The 20,792-nt window shown below is 48.2% G+C and carries 16 protein-coding genes; all 16 read right to left on the minus strand.

Going from position 1 to position 20,792, the window contains the following annotated elements; translation table 11 throughout:
• Nucleotides 1-36: 36 nt before the first annotated feature.
• Nucleotides 37-1,548 (minus strand): pyridoxal phosphate-dependent decarboxylase family protein, encoded by a 1,512-nt coding sequence (locus ICL07_RS02485; protein ID WP_188086365.1) that lies wholly within the window; start codon nt 1,546-1,548, stop codon nt 37-39.
• Nucleotides 1,549-1,569: 21 nt separating this feature from the next.
• On the minus strand, nt 1,570-2,685 hold the full coding sequence (locus ICL07_RS02490) for a Fe(II)-2OG oxygenase family protein (RefSeq protein ID WP_188086366.1): 1,116 nt from the start codon (nt 2,683-2,685) through the stop codon (nt 1,570-1,572).
• A 29-nt stretch (nt 2,686-2,714) separates the two neighbouring features.
• Nucleotides 2,715-4,595, minus strand: a complete 1,881-nt coding sequence (locus ICL07_RS02495) for an IucA/IucC family protein (RefSeq protein ID WP_246484962.1) — start codon at nt 4,593-4,595, stop codon at nt 2,715-2,717.
• A gap of 2 nt (nt 4,596-4,597) precedes the next feature.
• Nucleotides 4,598-5,173: a GNAT family N-acetyltransferase gene (locus ICL07_RS02500; protein WP_188086367.1), complete on the minus strand. Its 576-nt coding sequence runs from the start codon at nt 5,171-5,173 to the stop codon at nt 4,598-4,600.
• The gene (locus ICL07_RS02505) at nt 5,170-6,351 is read right to left on the minus strand and encodes an MFS transporter (protein WP_223151729.1); all 1,182 of its coding nucleotides are present in this window, start codon (nt 6,349-6,351) and stop codon (nt 5,170-5,172) included. Before ICL07_RS02505 ends, ICL07_RS02500 begins: the two co-directional genes overlap by 4 nt.
• Nucleotide 6,352: 1 nt before the next feature.
• Nucleotides 6,353-7,666 carry a lysine N(6)-hydroxylase/L-ornithine N(5)-oxygenase family protein gene (locus tag ICL07_RS02510; protein ID WP_188086368.1) on the minus strand — a complete coding sequence of 438 codons (1,314 nt, stop codon included), beginning with the start codon at nt 7,664-7,666 and terminating at the stop codon, nt 6,353-6,355.
• 208 nt (nt 7,667-7,874) lie between these two features.
• Complete coding sequence (locus ICL07_RS02515; protein WP_188086369.1) at nt 7,875-8,534, minus strand: response regulator transcription factor; 660 nt, start codon at nt 8,532-8,534, stop codon at nt 7,875-7,877.
• Between the two features lie 109 nt (nt 8,535-8,643).
• A complete protein-coding gene (locus ICL07_RS32770; protein ID WP_188086370.1) occupies nt 8,644-8,781 on the minus strand; it encodes a PepSY domain-containing protein in 138 nt (45 codons plus the stop codon).
• 5 nt (nt 8,782-8,786) lie between these two features.
• Complete coding sequence (locus ICL07_RS02525; RefSeq protein WP_188086371.1) at nt 8,787-9,491, minus strand: hypothetical protein; 705 nt, start codon at nt 9,489-9,491, stop codon at nt 8,787-8,789.
• 18 nt (nt 9,492-9,509) lie between these two features.
• Complete coding sequence (locus ICL07_RS02530; protein ID WP_188086372.1) at nt 9,510-11,918, minus strand: TonB-dependent receptor; 2,409 nt, start codon at nt 11,916-11,918, stop codon at nt 9,510-9,512.
• Between the two features lie 340 nt (nt 11,919-12,258).
• Complete coding sequence (locus ICL07_RS02535; protein ID WP_188086373.1) at nt 12,259-13,191, minus strand: DUF5007 domain-containing protein; 933 nt, start codon at nt 13,189-13,191, stop codon at nt 12,259-12,261.
• Nucleotides 13,192-13,208: 17 nt separating this feature from the next.
• Entirely contained in the window at nt 13,209-13,880 is a 672-nt protein-coding gene (locus ICL07_RS02540; protein WP_188086374.1) for a fasciclin domain-containing protein, read from the minus strand.
• A gap of 8 nt (nt 13,881-13,888) precedes the next feature.
• Nucleotides 13,889-15,355, minus strand: a complete 1,467-nt coding sequence (locus ICL07_RS02545; protein ID WP_188086375.1) for a RagB/SusD family nutrient uptake outer membrane protein — start codon at nt 15,353-15,355, stop codon at nt 13,889-13,891.
• Nucleotides 15,356-15,359: 4 nt separating this feature from the next.
• Nucleotides 15,360-18,893, minus strand: a complete 3,534-nt coding sequence (locus ICL07_RS02550; protein WP_188086376.1) for a SusC/RagA family TonB-linked outer membrane protein — start codon at nt 18,891-18,893, stop codon at nt 15,360-15,362.
• Between the two features lie 46 nt (nt 18,894-18,939).
• Entirely contained in the window at nt 18,940-20,121 is a 1,182-nt protein-coding gene (locus tag ICL07_RS02555; RefSeq protein WP_188086377.1) for a FecR family protein, read from the minus strand.
• Between the two features lie 78 nt (nt 20,122-20,199).
• Nucleotides 20,200-20,784 (minus strand): RNA polymerase sigma factor, encoded by a 585-nt coding sequence (locus tag ICL07_RS02560; RefSeq protein WP_188086378.1) that lies wholly within the window; start codon nt 20,782-20,784, stop codon nt 20,200-20,202.
• Nucleotides 20,785-20,792: the final 8 nt, after the last annotated feature.

The raw sequence follows: 20,792 nt of genomic DNA on the forward strand, positions 1-20,792 counted from the left end.
CCCGGAACAATTATTCCGGGAACAATGTTACCTCTCTCAACCAGCAGTATACCCTGTGGATTTAATGGCTTCCAGTATTTCACGTATATGCGATAACGTAGTAACCGGGTTAAGGATTGTAAATTTCAGGTAGAACTCCCCTTCCACTTTAGTACTGGCCAAAATATACGTACCCTCAAAAAACAACGATTGTTTAATCCGGAGATTCAGCGCCGACAAGTCCGTATCTATGCCCGCCGGCCGGAATCGAAATACCAGCACGCCCAGGTCTGAACTACTCAGCAGGTCAAAATCGGGGTCCTGTTGTAATAAGGCCGCTGTAGCGGCGGCAGTATCAATCATCATATCCGTGTATATGCCCAGCTTCTGTTTCCCCATCAACCGCAGCGTACACCAAAGTTTCAGCGCATCAAAGCGGCGGGTGCTCTGGGTAATGGACTTATTGATCTGCGCCGGCAGTTCATCGTAATCCTGTTCCGGCGGATTCAGATAGTCGGCATGGTGTTTCACCAGTTGCAGCGTGGATTTATCTTTCACGAGGAAAGCGCTGCTGCTGATAGGCTGAAAGAAAGACTTATGATAATCCACCGTCACAGAATCCGCCCGTTCTATTCCACCCAGCAGATGCCGGTATTTATCAGATAACAACAACCCGCAGCCATAGGCAGCATCCACATGCATCCAAAGGTTATACGCCGATGCAATATCTGCAATGGGTTCCAGCGGATCTATGTTGCCAAAATCCGTTGTACCGGCAGTGGCCACAATCGCGATAGGGATATTACCCTGCGCCAATGCCTCTTCTACGGCAGATTTAAGGGCTGCCACATCCATACGGAAACGGCTATCTGTTTTTACCTTCACCATGGCCTGCTCCCCCAATCCCAGCAGCCAGGTATTTTTTTCATTGCTGAAGTGCGCTTTATCAGATACAAAAATTCTGAACCGGCGGGCCTGTTCTGATAGTCCGTCCCGTTTAACATCATGTCCTAACACCTGCAGGGCGAAGTAGTCCCGGGCCAGGAGTAATCCCATCAGGTTGGATTGGGAGCCACCGGCGGTAAATACGCCGTCTGCGTTCGTGTAGCCGATCTCGTTAGCCGTCCAGTCTATCAGCCTTCTTTCGATAAACGTACCACCGGCACTTTGATCGTAGGTATCCTGCGAAGAATTGATCGCACTGATGATCACCTCAGCCGCCAGGGCGGGTATTACCACCGGGCAATTGAGGTGCGCGATGTATTGGGGCAGATGGAAAGCGGTAGCATGGCGGATATATAGCGCATGCACCTCTGCCAGCAGCGCGTCATAATCCGCCAGCGGTCGGTTCAGATCAGTACTGTAAACGGCCTCGCGGATCACCGCAGGACGGATGCCGCTAAAGGGTTGTTCTGTATCGCGCAGAAAACCCAGCACAGCATCCCTGGCCTTATCTATGGCCTGCTGATACCCACCGGCCGTTTCTTCATAAAAGATGTCTTTCAGTAATTTTCCGCCCCTGTTGTTGGGTTGAACAGGAGTAGCCAAGGTAATCTGGTCTGTATGCATATCTGTTTTTTTAGATGGTGATTAACGGGCGATACTGCCATAATGCTCCTCCATAATAAAATAAGGGTCATCCGTTTTGGTAACCGCCCGGATATTGATCAAACTCACCTTACTCATCATCCGCAACATCATTCTGCGTTCGCAGGGTACCATGACGCCTCTTTCTTCTCTATAACCCGCCACAAAAGCATTTCTGCCATGTGCGCAAAGATGATTGTTGACGAAAATAAGGTCCCCGGCTTCCGGCACAAAGTCGCGGTAGATATGTGTCCGGGCTTCCGCCCAGAATGTTTCGAGATAATGTATGGCCGCTGCGCTCTGGCCGGCCTGTGGGTTGTACAGCTGTTCCGCCGCATCAAAACGAATAAACGGGTACACCTCATTACCATACAATACGGCGGTGGTCACCTCCTCTCCGGCAGCGGCGTCCTCTGTGTAATTGGCGTCTTTCGGGCATTTAAACAGTGGCTGGAACAAAGGTTTCATCACCTCGTCGGTAGCACCATGAGAGCGGATGGAATACAGCATGGAGGGTACCTGTTCTTCGTTCCTGACAAACAGGAAACTGAGAAAATCAGCCTGATGAAAAAGGAAAGCATCTTCCGTATGTACAAACAGGTCGGTCCGGGAACCGCTGCCTGTCTGGGTATGGCTCATTTTTTCCTCTGGTATGATCGCATGCAATAACCCGCCACCTTTACGCTGCGCATAATACTGTACCGGTTTGCTGGGTGTTGCACCATGCAACAGGCTACTGATAAATCCATACGCCTGTAATTTGGTATCATCCATTTCCTTCCAACTGGCGGGTGTTGGCCCCAGCTCATCCTGGTCAACCTGTATCAATCCCCGGAAAACAATTGCGCCATATTGGGCAGCGGAATAATCGGCCCCAAAGTGGCTAAGTATGCGTGTAATACGTTCCGGCAACAACTGGTAGGCATTCAGGTGAAGTGTATCTATGAAGGCAGGGTTTTCGTAGCTGCCATATTCCCGGATCAGTTTCTGCGCGATAAAATACATAGCAGCAGATTCCCGCGCGGTGATATCTACGATCAATGGAGCGGCAGGCGGGGCGATAAACGTATCTTTCCCGGCTACCGCAGTATTAGCTGTTTCCAACGTTACGTTTTTCATGTTGAAGGTTTAAATGGATCAATGGTTTTTTATGTGTTTGTTGCCGTAGGGCATTCCAACTCTCTGCCCGGTAGACGGCGGCCAGCCACCGGAGCGGCACGTTTAAAAGGAGCGATCGGGTTCTGTAACATTCCTGCCAGTTGCAGACTGCCGGCGGGGTCTGCCAGATCCACCATTTGCTGGTGATTGCGCAGTTGTAAGCGGTTCAGGCACGATAAAATAAATTCCGGTGCGAACATATCGTACTGCTCAAATTTGGCGGCATGCTGCGGCTGATCATCCTGGTAGGCGTATACACAGGCAGCCACCTGTTGCCAGAAGGCCGATTCTGCATAATCACAGCGGGTGACCAGGATATTGGACAAAAACCGGAAGAAACAATCAAATACATCGGTGAGTATGCTGAGTATACGCAGCTCATCGGGTACGGTAACACATATACGCCGTCCCTTCTCCGCGATGTCTGTATTCATGCGGAACACTCCTATCTCCTCCGTAATGTCTTTCATAATGGCCTTCACCGGTACATGGTTCTCCAATACCAGGATCAGGTTTTCTCCATGCGGCATAAACACCAGGTCATGTTCATAAAAACAATGCAGCAATGGCGTCAGGTAAGCCCGCAGATAACGCTCCAGCCAATCGTGTATGGACAACCCCGAGGCTTCAATCAGTACGGGCAACAAGGCATTACCCTCAAAATCAGTATGCAGCAGGGCGGCCATGGTCATCAACTGCTGGCCGGGTTGCAGCACTTTAGCGGGGCTTTCCCGCCACAAGCCTGCCAGCATCTTGTTGTAGGCCACCTGCTTCCCAAAGGGTTCATAATAAAAGTTCCGGTAACCAACGGTCGCTACTTCGCACAGCAGTGTAAAGCCCTGCTGCCGGAGATAGGGATCAGCGCCCACATATTGCCGTATCCATTCAGTAACAGGCGGGGTACTGTCCATGTAATAAGGGGTCAGTCCGCGTACAAAGCCCATATTCAAAATAGACAGGGCCGTTTTAGTATAGTGTTTCTCCGGGTGCGTGAGGTTATAAAACGTGCGGATGGATTGCTGCACATTAAACTGATCGGGGCTGTATCCCAAACACACCAGGTGTTGGTTAGCCAGGTCCGGTGCGCAGATAATAGCCAGTTTATTAAACCACTGCCAGGGATGTACCGGTATAAAAAAATAATCATCCGGCGAAAGACCTTTGTCGGTAAGTTTCCTATTAAAATCCGCCAGCACAGCAGCTCCCAGCTCAGCAGCGATCAGCTGCCGATAAGGTAACTCTTCCACCGCGTTGTAGGCCGTACGGCTTTTGTGGCCGGCCAGCCAGATCAGTTGAATGGGCCGGTCAGCCTCGGGCGCATATTGGCGGTAATCGTTCGCATCAAAACCAATACGCCCGTTATTGGCCACAAAACAAGGGTGACCGGAAGTCATGGCATGTTCAATGGTTTGATATCCGGAGCGCACCAATTCCTGCAATGGCAACTGCGGTCGGCTCATCATATAGCCGCTGCCGTTAAGTGTGCTGATGATCTCCTCCAGGTAACCTGGCAGGTGCTCCTGGCTGATGTTCAACTGGCTTTGAAACTCCTGTATCAACAGGATACTGTCCAGCGGCATCTCCTCCCCGTTCCGTACTTTCCGGATACTGTCCGCATCCACTGACCAATGATTCAAACACAGTACACGGGCGCGGAAAGTATAGGTCACTCCCACGGCATCAGAGGCCGGCAACCGGTAGTGAAGCCACTCACCGGCAGTGCCGGTATACTCCGGCTGCAACAGCAGCTCATGGGCAAATTCACTGATGATTTTGGCTACATGCAAACGATTAGCCTTTGCCCAGATGGCGGGCTGTAAATGTGCAACGACCTGTTCAGGGGTATTCATGATAGTATGCTCTGTATACATTGTCAATTGTTTTGTTTTGAAAAAATATATTGTTGCCTGGTGCAGAATGCCAGGGCTGCGGTTTTGTGCGGTAACTGTACTGTTTGCTGATAAATAAATCCCGCCTTCCGGTTCAGGCGATGAATTTTTTCATTGTTGATATCCGGTTCCACCACTACCCGCTGATACCGGGAGTTTTCAAACAAATAATCCATCACGAACGTGAAGACTTCCCAGGTGAAACCGGCAATAGGCGTTTCCGGTGGCCCCATCAGTATATGCATACCCACATCGCCTGGTTCTGCCTTGTAATAGTGACCGATGAGGTCATGCGCAGGATCATAACATTCGCAGAGGAAAGCCATCTTACCGTTGACGCTCCCTATCAATGCGCAGGCATGCTCCTGATGATGGATAAGCGCATACTCCGCCAGCACCGCCTCACAGGTCTTATCCATCATGCCCCAGTAACGGGCGTATGGTTGCGTTACCCAGCGGTAGATCTCCGGGGTATCCTGCTGTGGGTCCATAGGCCGGAGCGTTAGCCGACCTAATAGCGGACTTGTTTTTTGATAAACAGTTGCTATGGTGATGCTCATGAGGATGACGTTTGAATGGGTTGCACATGAGGGCGTGCCAACTGGTAATACATACCGGCTACCAGCAGGTAACCCGCAAACGCCGCTATAAAAGGGACATTCAGCGGAAATTGCTCCACCAGTACACCCGCGGAGAAGGAAGCGGCCAGCACACCCAGGTTTTGAAAGAAGTGTATCTTGCTGTATTCGACAGCATAGGAAGCCGGATCAGTGATGTGAAACAACAGGGCGTCAAAGCGGACAGCCGACTGAAAAAACGCCCAGCCATACAAGCATCTGCCTGCAATAACGGCCGCCGTCGAAGGAACAGCCTGTAGCGCCATTCCCGCTAACGCCAGTAGCAATGCCGGCAGGATAGCCTGCCAGGGAGAAGCAACCGCCGGGCGGCGACGGTTTATCCAAAGTGCTGCCACTGCTACTGCCGCAGGGATGGCATACACCGCGCCGGAGAGTGTTCGTATATCCATCCCCGATACCGTTTCCCAGTACCTCACAAAAAAAGGACGGATAATAAAATCGCCGCCATAGAAAAACAGGGTGATCACACTCAACCGCAGCACCGTGCCGGTAGGTAGCCATGTTGTGCTACTACGTGCAGCCGGTTCCGTTATCGCAGCCCCTGGTATGTCGGCCCGGCGGGCTGCCAGGAGATATGCACTCAGGCCGGCCTGGAAAAGATCACCGGCAGCCATGCCCAAGTAGATATACTGTGGCTGCATCCAGTCAATGATCATACCGCCGAATACCGCTCCCAGCACACTACCCAGATGTATGATAACAGACAACACGCTGATAACGCCCAAATGTTTATCCTTCTCCGTTATCCGGAGGATAAATGGATACACTAACAAATAGCTGCCTTTAAAAATGATAATGACCAGGGATACTACCCAGAACAGGGCATAGTGGGTGATAAAGGCGCAACACACTGCTAATATGCCGGCGATACACTGGGTATATACCAATATCCTCAGTTCCGGCACACGGCGCGAAACCAGGGCCCATACCGGAAAGGCGATCATCACCGTAGCGCATACGGCGCTAAAATAGGCGCCGGTGATCTGCGGGTCCTGTATACCAAAGCGGGCCGCAAAAAATAGCGGGTAAAACGGGTGCATCATGTAATCGCTGACCACCGCCACCAGGGTCATTATTATCAGATAAAATCGTAGTGACATATTATATCAGGTGTGGTGTGGATACAATTTCTTCACCGGCGCTCACGCCAAACTGCTGAAACGCAATGCGCTGCTCGATAGGATAAACTTCCCGGCCCAGCATCTCCCGGATAATACAGGCATTACGGTAACAACCCATGCCCAGATCAGGAGTAACAAAGCCATGTGTATGCAGTTCGGCATTTTGTACAAATATGGACCCGGCAACATCAATGGTGTAATTGCGGTTTACGGCGAAGCGGCCCTGATCGTCCAGTTGTATCTTGTGCAGCACCGGCTCCAAAAAATCGGGTACATGGCTGGTATACCCGGTCGCCAATACCAGACCAGCTGTTTGGTGCCGGTAGTATTTCTCCTGCTCCTCCTGGTAAAACGTCAGCCGGAAATGATTGTCCTCATAGGAGACCTCCTGCAGGTTGGCATTGGTACGCAGGGAAACATCGATGTCCGCCACCAGCTTTTTGGTGTAAATGGTATCAAAGATGGCGGCTATCAGCTCATTGTTGATGCCTTTGTACAGGTGCTTTTGTTGCTGTAGCAGCGCATCCCGTTTGTATGCCGGCAGGTGATAGAAATAATCGACATATTCGGGAGAGGTCATCTCCAGCGTCAGTTTGCTGTATTCCAATGGATAAAAACGGGGAGACCGTGTGATCCAGTGCAGGGAATAACCATAGGTGTCAATATCCTGCAACAGATCGTAATAAATTTCCGCGGCACTTTGTCCGCTGCCTACAATGGTGATGGAAGACAGTGATTGCAGCCGGTGTTTATGTTGCAGGTAATGGGCGGAATGCAGGGCATTATTCATAAATTCCCTGCAATGTGCAGGAATATAAGGTTGCGTTCCGGTACCCAGCACCAGTTTCCGTGCGTGTATGAACAGCTGTTCGTTGCCAGGTATAGTACATTGTAACCGGTACACTTGTTTGCGCTCATCGTATTCAATCTTTTTTACGGCAGTGTTAAAATGTATTTCAGGTAACTGTGTGATAACCCAGCGGCAATACTGGTTATATTCATTTCGCAACATTTTGAATTGTTCGCGGATATAAAAAGCGTATATGCGTCCCTGTTGTTTGAGATAATTGAGGAAACTGAACGGGTTGGTAGGATCGGCCAGGGTTACATGGTCCGCCAGGAAGGGCACCTGCAGCGTGGTATCCTGCATCAGCATGCCCGGGTGCCAGTTAAACTCCGGCCTTTTATCGAGAAAGATACCATCCAGGTCAGCAATACCAGTGGTGAGACAGGCCAGTCCGAGGTTAAAAGGTCCAACGCCAACCGCTGCAAAGTCATAAATCTTTTTGTCCATAGCATTTTCATTTTTGATAGCAATCCTTAAAAGTACGAGCTACGAAGCCCTTCATCAATCGCTCCGGAAGGGTAAAAAGAAGGTAGTGCCGGGGTAGCGGCGCTACCATCGGGGTGGTATAAAAATGCGGACAAGCAGCAGTCGTATTAAACACAAAGGGCAACCGCGTAATACGGTCGCCCTTTGTAGGTCAGCGTCAGCAGTTGTTCTACGTGGCGAGTTTTACAATGCCTGCTTCCAGTGCGTAGTTACATAATTCAACGGCAGAGTGTAGTTGCAGTTTACGCATAATATTCCGGCGATGGGTATGAATGGTATGTTGACTTAAATGCATGGTTCCTGCGATTTCCTTGTTGGACTTTCCGGCGGCTATCTGGCGCACGATTTCTATTTCCCGTATGGATAACCCTTCGGGAGGGAAACGGGGAACAACCGTTATTTTTTTTCTGTCTTCAAGCAATAAGTCCAGGGCGAAGGAGCAAAAGAATTTTTCTCCCCGCAGGGTACTATTGATGGCCTGGTGTACATCTCTTTTCCGGCATTCTTTCGTGAGTATGCAATATACGTTACTATCGAGGAACCGGAAGATGTCCACTTTTTTTTGTTGGCTGGAAATGAGTATCACTCTGCATTCCGGAATAACAGACAAGGCCTGGAGCAGTTTGTCGGCATCAAAATGGCCAGGATCGTAATCCAATACGAGAATATCCGGCTGAAAAGTAAGTAAAGCAGGCTGCAGCTCATCGCCGTTGCCTGCTTCTTTTATCTGGTAGTTATTTTGATGATCCGCTAACAAACTTTTGATTCCTTCTCTGTAAACAGGTTGCGCATCCGCCAGTATTATACGGGTGGTGACTGTATTGTTCATTATGCTGATAACTCTTTACAATGACCTGTTTCGACCAGGAAGATAAATGGTTAATGTTACTTCAGGGTTACCGGTTTTTCTTGTCGTATATTTTTGGGCCGATGGATATTTACTGCCGGTATGCAATAGGTTTCACTTCATCTATGAAGGCGTAAATACACCCTGTAATGCCCAGTATGAAAACAACCAGCCCGGACATCAGCCCGAGCCAGCTATGTATTCGCAGGATAGTTTTCTTAAGGGGCATATGGCTTATTTAGTTACATCGTTACAATAGGTAACACAATGCCATACACGTTCAAATGGTTTACCTTCATGCTCTCCTTTCTCCTCTTCTGTAAAAGTACCTTCCAGCAGGTATCTTCCACTCCATACAGGCACATAGCTAAACACACTTTCGCCGCTTTTTATTTTTTTGGTCCAGCCATCCGGAGATTGTACCACCAGCTCGGCTTTAGGCAGATTGGTTTTGGTTTTATGCAGCAGGGAAACTTTCTCCGGCACATTGATTTTTTTCACCGGACTACTGGTGAGCAATACAAAGTCATTTTGTTTCAGGTTGTCCGATCCTTTGGTATTATTGACGTTCACCAGGCCTTGTGCATAGTAACGGATCTTGCTGCCACTGTATACTTCCTGTACGGTATGGTCTATATACAACACATAAGCCCCATCTGTGGCCGGTGTAAAAGAGGCTTTAAAATGATTGCCGGCAGGCGTGCATGCCAGTTGTTGTTTTTTCCCGGCAGGATCGATGACATACAGTTTAAAGTCCCGCATATTGCTAAACCAGTGTTGTACGGAATCCCGTTCATTGTCGGCATATTCACCCAGGAAAACTTTCACTTCCTGTGCCTGTCCTTTTTTACCGTTAACAATAGTTTCGATCCAGAGGGCATGTCCGAAAGCGGTTGCCATGCAGCAGCACAATAAGGCTGAGAATAATAACTTCTTCATAATATATCAGGTATTAAATTAAAAACGATATCCCATGCTCAATCTCACATTACGGCCAGGTTCCGTTTGCCAGTAATAGATTTTGTTATTGTAATTGTCTGTACCCGGTCCTCCGGTATACAGGTATTTATTCAGCACATTATTCACCAGTACGTTTACATTGAATTTATGGATGCTATAACCGAGGCCTGCATCTATCCTGAAATAATCCGGCAGGAAGTTCTCGCTCTTGTCATACACCTGGCCTGCAACGCGGCCTCCCTGGTACTGGTAGCCCGCATTGGCACGGAGACCTTTTAGCAAACCTTTTCCCAGGGTATAGGTTACCCAGCTGTTTTGTGTGTGTTTGGCAATACCGGGCACATAGTTTCCTACCAACTCAGCTTTGGCATCTTTGGAAACAATACCATCGGTATAAGCGTAGTTGACCACGAGGTTAAGTCCTTTCACCGGTTCCCCCTGGAGATCCACTTCCAGTCCTTTGATGCGCTGTTGGCCATTCTGGCGGCTATAGACGGGTTGACCGGATACCCGGTCCAGGTGTTCCAGGTCGGTAGTCAACACATTATTCTTCATGATGCGGTATACTGCCAGGGTGGAAGTAAAACGGCTGTTGAACCAGTTGCGTTTAATACCGAATTCTATGTTGTCGCCGGTCATAGCATCGAAAGGTTTTTGCTGCCAGTCGAGCCCGGGGTTCTGAATAAAACTGACATCATACACGCCATATACGGAACTGTTACTGTCGAAAGAATAACTTACACCGAAACGGGGCGTGAATTTGCTGTCTTTATTGGTACCATCGTACGGGCTTACTACCTGGTTAGTGGTATAACGGCCGGCCAGTGTTACCCGCAGGCGGTCCTGGAAGAACCCTATCTGGTCCTGCAGGTAAACGGCGCTGTAACCATAGTTATACTGTACCCCACGGGTACGTATATCCGCGGTGCGGTCCCACCGGGGTTGTATGATGGAAGTATGTTTGGGTTGGTAGATATTAAAGGTAGAATCGCCGAAGTTCGCAGCCTGGCTCCAATCGGCGTAGTAATTACTGTATTTCATATCTACCCCGCCCAGGATGTTATGCACCAGCGCCCCGGTATGGAAAGTACCATTCAGAAATACCTGTGCCGTTTTATTGAGACCCAGTGCATCCCATATATTCATGCCCCGTTGTAGCAGGCTGTCATTACCAGGCGTGGAAAATCCTTTAGGCCACATGCTCTGCCCGGTTTGTTTGTAATGGAAGAAACCAAATTGTGCCGTCAGTTTCCAGTCCTGGTTGAACCGATGCTCATAAAAAGCCATCACACTGTTATCATGTATCCGGGTAGGGTCCATATTTCCTTCAATGGTGGTGAAGTTAACAGGTAAATCGCCATAACCACGTTTGGAGAAGGAGTAGTTACCCCCGATAACGGGGAGCTGCATGTATTGCAGGTTGTATTCCAGCGTCAGCGTATTTTTTTCATCCACCAGGTATTTCAGCACAGGAGAAATGCTGTAACGGTTGGTATAATCGAAGTCGCGCCATCCGTTTTTGAGTTCACCTGCCAGGTTAAGGCGGTATAACAGTTTACCATTTTTCGACAGTTTACCATCCAGGTCCAGTGTAGCCCGGTAGTTATCGAAACTGCCGAGCGACAGGGTTACTTCCCCCTGATCGGCGCCGGTAGGTTTTTTCGTTACCACGTTATACATCCCCCCGGGTTCTCCGTTAGACATCATGAAACCGGCCGGGCCTTTGATGAACTCAATACGGTCCACCATGCTCATATCCTCTGTAAGCGGGCTCCAGGAGCTGATGTATACATTCATTCCGTTACGAAGCGCGCTGGCGCGGGAGCCACGTACCTGGATGTTGGAGTACATGTCCCAGTGCCCCTGCCGGGAGGCTCCGCTTACGTTACGGGTCACCCCTTCGTGCATGTTGTAAATCTGCTGATCGGCCAGTACTTCCCGGGATACCTCCGCAATGCTTTGCGGGATCTCCACCAACGGAGTGTTGAGCCGAAGCGAGTTGGAAGGCGTTAATACAGTGTATTTACTGTATTCCCCCACTACTGTTACCTCTTTCATCTGCTGACCGGAAGCGCCCAACCGAATGGTCACCCGGGCAATCTTATCCGTTTCTACCGTTACTTCCTGTAGTACTTTTTCATATCCCACAAGTGACACAACAAGGGTATAATTGCCGGGTTTTACCCGTTTAATGACAAAATCGCCGTTCACATCTGTCAGTGCGCCATGATTGGATTTTTCTATCCTGATGGTGACGTACGGTGCGGGCAAGCCATCCGAAGTAATCACTTTTCCTTTGATGGCTGATAAAAGTTCTTCTGCAATTGTAGGTTTCGCTATGGCACATAGTAATGCCAGCAGTGCAAGGCTCCGTTTTAACGGGTTGCACAGGTAAAATAACTTCATCGTTTTAAACTTGTTGCGTGCAAAAGTACCGGTTGCCCTAACGGGAACGGCTACGTATCGGGAAATTGATTTTCGCAATCAGGAAAAATCGTCAAGAGTCCTGATATATATTGATAATCAGCATACTAATACAAACAGCAACGGCCGCCTTTCGGCAGCCGTTGTTATTCTTCATTCTGGCCATAAAAGCCTCCCTAAAAAAACCGGAGTAATAATACTCCGGTTTTTTTAGGGAGGCCATGTATCGCCACTTCCCCCACTATTGAAAGGAAAAAAGAGGGGCATCTCAAATTTTTTTTGAGACACCCCTGCAGGGCTCTCATCAAATTTACCGCCTATGCTAACCGTTGTATTTTAACTTAATGGTCACTACCCATACGCCTTCTTTCAGTATAGCCATGTTAAACCAGTAGTTAAAATATTTCCCGTTGATTTCACCATTGTTATACATGTCAATCGTCAATACCTGTCCCGCTACAAAAGGCAACGGGAACCCAGCTATTTCCAGCTCCAGGTGGTCGGGAAAAGCCGTGTATTTCGTGGGATTGTTCAATCCCAGGTTGTGCCAGTCTTTCAGGTCCACTACGCCGGGAGTATTGGAGTAGTCATATCCGGTCAGTAATTTCGGATCTACCGGTGAACCGTCTTTCTTCTGTACATATACCAGTATTTTATTCCCAGTGGGTTGCTGTCTGTCGAATGTTACATCAATGCCTGTGAGGTTGCCGTCAACACCGGAGAACTTGTAATAGTAGGGCAACGCATAACTCACATCTATTGTCAGCGCCGACTTTATAAGGACTTCTCCCCCGCTGTTTTTGACTTTTACATCGATAATATATTTCCCTTTCGTTAGCTGTGTCGTATCAGACGCTTCCGGGTATATGACGATGTTCCCGTTTTCCGGGTTAATATCAATCGCAGGGCGGTTTACCTTTGTGCGTTTTTTATTGATCTCTTCCACTGTTTTTTCCTTTCCGGTATATTCCGCCTGCCAGAAGTAGGTATCGACCTTATAGGCCATTACCTTATCAGCCACTTTCCCATCTTCCGTGCGAATGGCTTCTATACTGAACACCAGTGGCTTTGTGGATTCGTCGGTTACCATAGCACCTGATTGAATAAGAGAAGCGCCTACCGCCACCTTTATGGACGGGTTGGTATACTTGAGCGCCGGGCTCAGAAAACCGTCGGTGCTGTCTTTCTTACAGGATACCGCCAATACCGCTATCAATAGCCACCATTTATTTTTTAGACGCATGAATGTTTTCATAATAAAAATGATTAAGACTATCTGTAATATTTCTGTTTCATACCTGACGCGAAACTGGCGCCATTATTCAGCACATGCACAATGGCATTGGCAGTTATCAGGTTGTGCGTTTGAATAGAACCGGTATATTTTATAGAATCCAGTCCGGGTATTTTTATATGCACGTATTCCAGGTAGTAAGCGGAAGTTTGGATGGAGCTGGTTACCCCTGTGCCTCCTCCTTTACCGTTGATATATACGCTATCCCCGTTACTGGATTTATAAAATTTGGATTTATCCGCTACGGCCTGTTCCAGCGAAATCCTGCCATCCGTAATGATAAACCGTTTCAGCAGGTTTAACAGTGTATCTTTCCCGATAGCCTCCAGGGGCACGGGCGCCTGGCGGTCGTCAGGAGTATAGTTTAATTGTAATCTTCTCACCGCGGTATTGGGGGCTGCAAAAAAGGTAATGCCGGGTTTATTGACCAGCTCTTTTGCATTGGTGAGATCGATGATCTTTATGAGAGAATCGAACATATGATTCGGTCTGCTCGCCAAAAAATCATACAACGGCATTCTCATTTCCGCTTCGGACTGGCCGGATAAACCGCCATCCATATAATAATCGTTCTTTCTGCAGGCGGTAACCATAAGGACCGAAACAACCGCCAGGAGGGCAGCTTTCTTCCATGAAATATTTTTCTTCATACAATTAGTTATTTCCAGAACTCATTCTGAGTGATCACAAAATTACTTTTGGCAATAATGGTCTGATTGATCGGCAGCAACCAGGCTCCTTTCTGGTACCAGTCGCCCGCTGTTATCTTCGAATCCTTGTCCAGTTTACGGTTACGTACCAGGTCAAAAAAGTATTGTCCTTCTCCTATCAGTTCCTTCTTCCGTTCCAGCAGGATGGTATCCTGGATATTACCGCCGCCGGTATAGGGAGCCGCAAAAGCGCGTTTTCTCACCATATTCAGTAATACGGCCGCCTCTCCTGCCCTTCCTACCGCATTGCTGGCCAGCGCTTCTGCCCGCAGCAGCATGATATCCGGTAAACGGGTGATAATGATATTGGACTCGTTGATATTTTGGGAAGAAGTATCGCCTTTGAGTTGAAGGCTTCTGTATTTACCGAAGAAAATACGGTCTTCGTTTACCCCTTGCAAATAGGTTTCTTTAATAAACCAGGTAAACAACCGGGCATCTACTGCACCCGGAGGGAACATGGTATTTATCTGGTCGCGGGTGGGACAAAGCAGGTATCTGTCAGATCCGCCGCCACCGTCTGAAACATCTTTATACCAGGGTCTGCCCAGGGTCCTGTTATAGACACGGTTCTTTTGCAGCTCTCTGGCATTGGCATCAAAGTTCAGCTCAAAAATACCTTCCTTCGATTTTCCAACGAAAATGCTGATCAGGTTCATGGTATCTGTCACCAGGCTATAAGGTCCCTGGGTGATAACGCTGTCGCACAATTTTTCACAGCCGGCATAATCCTGCATCCATCCCAACAGGTGGGCTTTAATGGCCCAGGCCGCGCCTTTGCTGGCCCTTACGGCTCTTTCACCATCACCATAATCCAGGTCGAGGTTGGCAATAGCTACGTCCAGGTCGGCCTTGATCTGTGCAAACACTTCCGCCTGCGGCGCTCTTGGCAGATTCTCCACTTCCACGCTTTTCAGGTTCAGCGGCACATCTCCCCAGAACCTCACCAGGTAGAAGTAAGTAAGCGCCCTGATAAAGCTGGCTTCGCCCACATGTCTGCGCCGGAGCAACTCATCATAGCCTTTTATCTGGGGTATTTTTTCCAGTATAAGGTTACACTGGGCAATTACCGTATAAAACTGGTTCCAGTTGCCGCCATCATTATTCAGTAAAGCTACGGCAGTGTTAGTAGCAATCGCCGTTTCTACACGAACATTGGAACTCTGGGAATAGCTGGAAAATAAATTGGCCCGCATATCTCCCATCAGAAAAACTTTATCCGGTACTACTGCCCGGAGAAAAGAATAGGCCGCCGCAATACCTTTCTCCACGTCTGACGGCATCGTGATAGCATTCACCGCGGTAGGCAGTTCTATCACGTCAGGGTCCAGTATTTTTTTACAGGAAAACACACATGCGCAGAACAACAGGATGGCGCATAACAGGCTATTTTTCCGGTTTGTAAATATCTTCATATGTTTAAAATTCAAAGTTGAAGCCGCAGTTAAATTTGTGTGGGATCGGGTAACCGTTACCCAGGTCATATCCGTAAGGATCTACGTTTTCAGGATCTACCCCGGTATACTTTTTAATGATAAATACGTTGGCCATACCGGCATATACCCGGAGACGCCTGATCTTAAAGCGACTGAGCCCGGCCGGTGAAAAATCATAACCCAGATTAACGTTATTCAGGCGTATAAAACTGCCATCTTCCAGGAAGAGGTCCGTGTTAGTTTCATAGTTACCAATAAAATCATAGCTGGACGTGCCATAATATCTCCACGGGTTCAGCACCGGGAATTTAGCATTGATATGCTCCGGCGTCCATACATCCAGATTCGAAACATCCAGCAGGTTCCTTTGCCCGGAGGGGTAGTTTACGTTTTCACTGGCAGTCCAGCTTACACCTTTGAAACGATCGGCCAATACTTTGTTGAAGACTTTATTTCCAATAGAATAGTTGAAAAACAGGTCCAGCGAAAGCGTTGCATTGTTTTTGAACCTGTAGCTGAAGTTCTGGGATATGCTACCGGTAAATTTAGGGTTGGGATCACCGCAATACACCCTGTCGGAATTATCCAGCACCCCTATCCTGCCATCGCCGTTCACATCCAGCAACATAATATCGCCGGCCCTGTAGGGGTCCTGTGAAGTAAATCCGCTGGTATTGGGGTATAGTTTTTTACCGGTATATTTATTTACCGGCACTGCATCATCTGTGGGATAAACGCCCAGGTATTTCATGAGGTAAAACCCGTTAAGCGGACGGCCGATCTGCAGGTATGGCTGGCCTACGGCATAGTTTCCCCTGGATACGCTTCTGCCAAAATCGGGCAGTTTGGTGAGTTCATTGCGGTTAACAGCACCGATTAACGTGATGGAATACTGGAAATTCTTTCCCGGTTTGGTAAGATAACCGGTAATAGCCGCTTCATAACCATAGTTACGGACCGCCCCACTGTTGACATACCGGTAGGCATAACCACTGGTACCGTTCAGGGCATCAGGAAACAGGAAACCATCGGTGTTCTTATTGTAATAATCGAGCACCATGGTCAACCGGCTGTTGAAAAACTCCAGGTCCAGCCCAACGCCCTGGTCCCTGGTGGTCTGCCAGGTAAGGTTAGGTAACATCAGACCATTGCTGCCACCGTAGTTGGGCGCCAGCAAAGGGACACCGTTATAGGTAGCGTTATCCCCGCTCTTGGTTGGGTAGGCGCCTACTGCCAGGTAATCGTCTTCATACTGCGATCCTGATTTACCGCTGCTTACCCGGATTTTACCGAAATTAAGCCAACGGCCTATGTTACGGCGCACAAACTTCTCTTCCGTAAACACCCATCCTGCGGACAATGAAGGGAAGTATCCCCACTGGTTATCCTTACCAAACTTGGAAGAAGCATCTGCACGCATCACGCCCTGCAACAGGTATTTTTTGTTGAAGTTGTAGGATAACCGGGAATAGTAGGAAAGTAATCCATACCGGATATTATGCGTTTCCAGTTTCAGGTTGGCCTGCGGATACCCCAGTATTACCTGTTGTGCATCGCTGGGACCTCCAAAGGCCGACCCAAAGATGTTGTTCTTTTCGCTGGTGTTGATGGTATTACCGAGTACCAGGTCAAAATTGTGTTTTTCGTTGAAGGTGTGATACAGTCTTAAAAAAGTTTCGCTCAGCAGGTTCACTTTTTCCTGTGAATAATAAGATGCTGCCGCCATCTTATCGTTACGGGTGGCAGAAGGTTCAAAAGAACGCGTGCGGTAAAACTCATAGTTGCCGGAAGCCCTGGACGTAATATTCAGGAACTTAAATACATCGTAGCTCACTTCCATTTGGGCCAGCACCCTCCGTGTCAGATCGAGGTTTACGCCTTTCTTATAGGATTCCAGGAAACTGTCAAAGAAACCACTGTTGGGACCTGGCCGGAAAGAAGAGGAAAAGTTGTTGCCTACCACGGCAGCATTATATGTATCCCCTCTTTTCTGGCTGGCGTCCGTTTGGCTAAGGTTAGCACGGCCGGTAATCGTTAATTTGGAACTGGGTTTGAATACCCCGTTATAGGTCAGGGCAAAACGGGTAAAACCGGACCCTAACACAATCCCTTTCTCATTATAGTAGTCAACACCCAGCCGGTAGCTCGCATTTTCCGAAGCTCCGCTCACACTCAGGTTCACATTCTTCAGATCTGCATCGCGGAAATACAGCCTTTGCCAGTCCGTAGAGTTGTTGTAGAAACTATTCAGGCTGTCTGTCAGTTCAATCGGCATGTCTGTAGATCCGCCCCCTACCTTGGATGACTTATACTTGTTATACAAATCGATTTTAAAATCCCGTTCGGCTTTACCACCTAATGTTTTACGCAAGGCAGGATAAAGACTCAACCCATACTGGCTATTCAGGGTAACGATCGGCTTTCCTATTCTACCGCGCTTGGTATTGATGATAATAACACCATTGGCGCCTCTGGAACCATATATAGCCGTAGCGGAAGCATCTTTCAATACATCCACCGACTCCAGGTCGAACGGGCTAAATCCAGCCAATACGCTGGTAATAGCCTGACGGGGATCTGAGGGATTAAATACATCCTGCTCCAACGGCACGCCGTCAATAATAAAGAGCGGCGTACTCACTACGTTGGAGTTAGCGGAGTTGGAAAACGATGCCAGTCCTCTTATTTGCACCATACTTCTTCCGCCGGGCATACCGGAATTATTTTGTACCACCAGTCCGGGAGCAAGCCCCTGCAGCAATCCTTCGATTGAACCGGCAGGTTTATTCTGCAGTTGCGATCCTTTGATGGTAGAGATGGCGGCTGTCGTCTCTCTTCTTTTCTGGGTACCATATCCCACCGTTACATTCACTTCCTGCAGTTGTGAGGAAGAAGGCTGTAATACGATCAGGAGGTTTTGTAAATTATTTTTGACGAGTTGGCCCCTGAATTCTTTTGCGGTGGTTAACACACCATTGTTCAGGTGCAGTGACAGGGAATTGAAACCGATAGAGGTAATGACGATGTTGGCATCTTCCGGAACGTTGGTCAATGTAAAATTGCCGTTCTGATCAGCAGAAGCGCCCCGCTTAGAGCCCTGTACCACGATAGTAGCGCCGATGATAGGCTGGTTATCGGGACCGAGGATTTTTCCCGAAAGTGTAACCAGTGACTGAATGGGCTTAGGTCGCGCTGTTACCGTAACAATTTTGTCATTCACTTCAAAAGTAAATGGTTGACCTTTAAAGACTTCTTCCAGGGCATTTTGCAGGGGTTCATTCCGGAGATTCACGGTTACCGGTAATGCATTTTTCGCATAGCCCGCATCAAAAATAAACGCATAGCCTGTCTGGGACCTGATTGACTCCAGTACCTGTTCCAATTTGGCGCCGGTAAATTTTAAGCTGACCTGTTGGGCATAGGCGGCTGCAGTTGCCAGAAAATGCGAGGTCATTAGCATTATGCAGCAAGCATAACGCCTCCAATGGCCGCCGGTGCGGCCACGTAAAATTCTCATAACTGTTGATTTTAGGTAAGAAAAGATTGTTGGTTGATAATTCCCGCTATTCGACGGCTAATAACCGATTGTTCACTAGTTCTAATTTTATATTACTTGTTTTTTCAATGGCGCGTAACAACTGTGGGAGCGGCGTACTCCTGGGCAACTGCCCATATAGCTTTTTGGATGGCAACGTCGAAAAATCCACCTCGATATCATACCAGCGCTGTAACTGGTGAGCTACTACCTGTAGGTCTGTATTGGAGAAATGAAACAAATCTGATTTCCAGGAAATTTCCTGTTGTATATCCACACTTCTAACCTGCAGCTGGTTATGCTCCAGAGTGGCCTGCTCTCCGGGCTGGAGCAATTGGGCCCTGGCGCTATTTCCCGGATCTACTTTAATGCTACCCTCCACCAGGGTGGTGCTGATATAGGCTTCGTCCGTATATGCCTTTACGTTAAAGGCCGTTCCCAATACGGCGATGGACTGTTTTCCCGCTACTACGACAAATGGTTTTCCGGCATCTTTGACGATATCAAAATAGGCCTCTCCGGTTAGCTCTACCTTACGCTCCTTTCCGGAAAACAACGTCGGGTAATGCAGAGCAGAAGCGGCATTCAACCAAACCCGGCTGCCATCCGGCAACACCACTTTATATGTTTTACCTCTTGGCGTGCTGAGGGTGTTAAAAGTAATGACCGGTGTAGCGGGCACCCCCTTTCCTTCTTCATACACGAGCACGCCTGTGTTGTTGTTAACCGCATGGGCTCCCGGTTGTGTAAATACCTGGGAGCGGCCGCTGCTGTCAAGCGTAACCTGCTTACCATCAGATAAAGTAAGCGTTACTGCTGCTGGGGATTGGATGAAAGGCGCTTCATCGATATGTTTTTCCGTTTTGACAATGGTGGTCCCTGGCTCCGCATCCTTCACGAGAAAGTTATAGGATAAAAAAGATACAGCAGCTATACTAGCCGCAGCCGACCATGCCAGCACAGCTTTCAACCGGAATGTTTTTTTCGTGTTTTCTGTCTGGACCCTGCCCCATAAAGCGGTGGCCTCCTGTTCGGAGAATAGATTTTCCGGCCCGCTGTCCCGGTTTGCCAGTTCGTTGAACAGCTCTTCATATACCTGGTTGGCTCCAGGGTCTGCCAGTAGTCGCAATAATTCCGTTCTTTCCTCTTCTGTGATATTGTTGGCTATCACTTTTTGCGTCAGGAAATTTAACCTCCTTTGGTCCTGCATATACCGTTACTTAAGTGTATCTGATATATAAGACAGTGGAAGGGGTAAAAAAGGAGATATGCAGGCCAAAAATTTTTTTTAATTCAAAAAACGGGTGGCGAGGATTGCCAGGGAAACACTGACATGCACCTTCATAAAACGATGAATAGACTTAATCGCCAGTTGGTTATATTTTTTTACAGAATCGGTGGATAGGTTCATACGGAGGGCGATTTCGGGATTTCTGTATCCCTGCGAACGGAGTAAAAAAACGGTTTTTTGTTGTACGGGTAAAGCATCAATGGCTTTGTCGAGTATATCCAGACGGCCATCCGGTTGGGGGCTTTCCGGCTGTTCTTCGCTGGTAACGAACTTCACATATGCTTGTTGCCGCTTCCTTTCCGCCACCATCTTCATTAAATGATTCAAGGTGTGGTTACGCAGCAGGATAAAAAAGTAGGCATTAAACTCCTTGATATGAATGAGCTGCAACCTGTTTTTCCAAAGTTTCACAAACAGGTCCTGCATAATTTCCTCTGTTTGTTCCTTTGAACCTACCAGGGAGAAAACAATTCTGGCGGCTTGATTCAGATAACCATGAAATAGTTTGGAAAATGCTTCTTCATTGCCACCAGCAATCTGCTCCAGTATTTGCTGCTCATTATCGATACATTTTAACCCCATGTTTAGAA

The sequence above is a fragment of the Chitinophaga qingshengii genome (genome assembly GCF_014529935.1).
Taxonomy (GTDB): Bacteria; Bacteroidota; Bacteroidia; order Chitinophagales; family Chitinophagaceae; genus Chitinophaga; species Chitinophaga qingshengii.

Coding starts and splice junctions, on each gene's coding strand:
- ICL07_RS02485 (WP_188086365.1), bottom strand. CDS start 1,548: ATGCATACAGACCAGATTACCTTGGCTACTCCTGTTCAACCCAACAAC.
- ICL07_RS02490 (WP_188086366.1), bottom strand. CDS start 2,685: ATGAAAAACGTAACGTTGGAAACAGCTAATACTGCGGTAGCCGGGAAA.
- ICL07_RS02495 (WP_246484962.1), bottom strand. CDS start 4,595: ATGTATACAGAGCATACTATCATGAATACCCCTGAACAGGTCGTTGCA.
- ICL07_RS02500 (WP_188086367.1), bottom strand. CDS start 5,173: ATGAGCATCACCATAGCAACTGTTTATCAAAAAACAAGTCCGCTATTA.
- ICL07_RS02505 (WP_223151729.1), bottom strand. CDS start 6,351: ATGTCACTACGATTTTATCTGATAATAATGACCCTGGTGGCGGTGGTC.
- ICL07_RS02510 (WP_188086368.1), bottom strand. CDS start 7,666: ATGGACAAAAAGATTTATGACTTTGCAGCGGTTGGCGTTGGACCTTTT.
- ICL07_RS02515 (WP_188086369.1), bottom strand. CDS start 8,534: ATGAACAATACAGTCACCACCCGTATAATACTGGCGGATGCGCAACCT.
- ICL07_RS32770 (WP_188086370.1), bottom strand. CDS start 8,781: ATGCCCCTTAAGAAAACTATCCTGCGAATACATAGCTGGCTCGGGCTG.
- ICL07_RS02525 (WP_188086371.1), bottom strand. CDS start 9,491: ATGAAGAAGTTATTATTCTCAGCCTTATTGTGCTGCTGCATGGCAACC.
- ICL07_RS02530 (WP_188086372.1), bottom strand. CDS start 11,918: ATGAAGTTATTTTACCTGTGCAACCCGTTAAAACGGAGCCTTGCACTG.
- ICL07_RS02535 (WP_188086373.1), bottom strand. CDS start 13,191: ATGAAAACATTCATGCGTCTAAAAAATAAATGGTGGCTATTGATAGCG.
- ICL07_RS02540 (WP_188086374.1), bottom strand. CDS start 13,880: ATGAAGAAAAATATTTCATGGAAGAAAGCTGCCCTCCTGGCGGTTGTT.
- ICL07_RS02545 (WP_188086375.1), bottom strand. CDS start 15,355: ATGAAGATATTTACAAACCGGAAAAATAGCCTGTTATGCGCCATCCTG.
- ICL07_RS02550 (WP_188086376.1), bottom strand. CDS start 18,893: ATGAGAATTTTACGTGGCCGCACCGGCGGCCATTGGAGGCGTTATGCT.
- ICL07_RS02555 (WP_188086377.1), bottom strand. CDS start 20,121: ATGCAGGACCAAAGGAGGTTAAATTTCCTGACGCAAAAAGTGATAGCC.
- ICL07_RS02560 (WP_188086378.1), bottom strand. CDS start 20,784: ATGGGGTTAAAATGTATCGATAATGAGCAGCAAATACTGGAGCAGATT.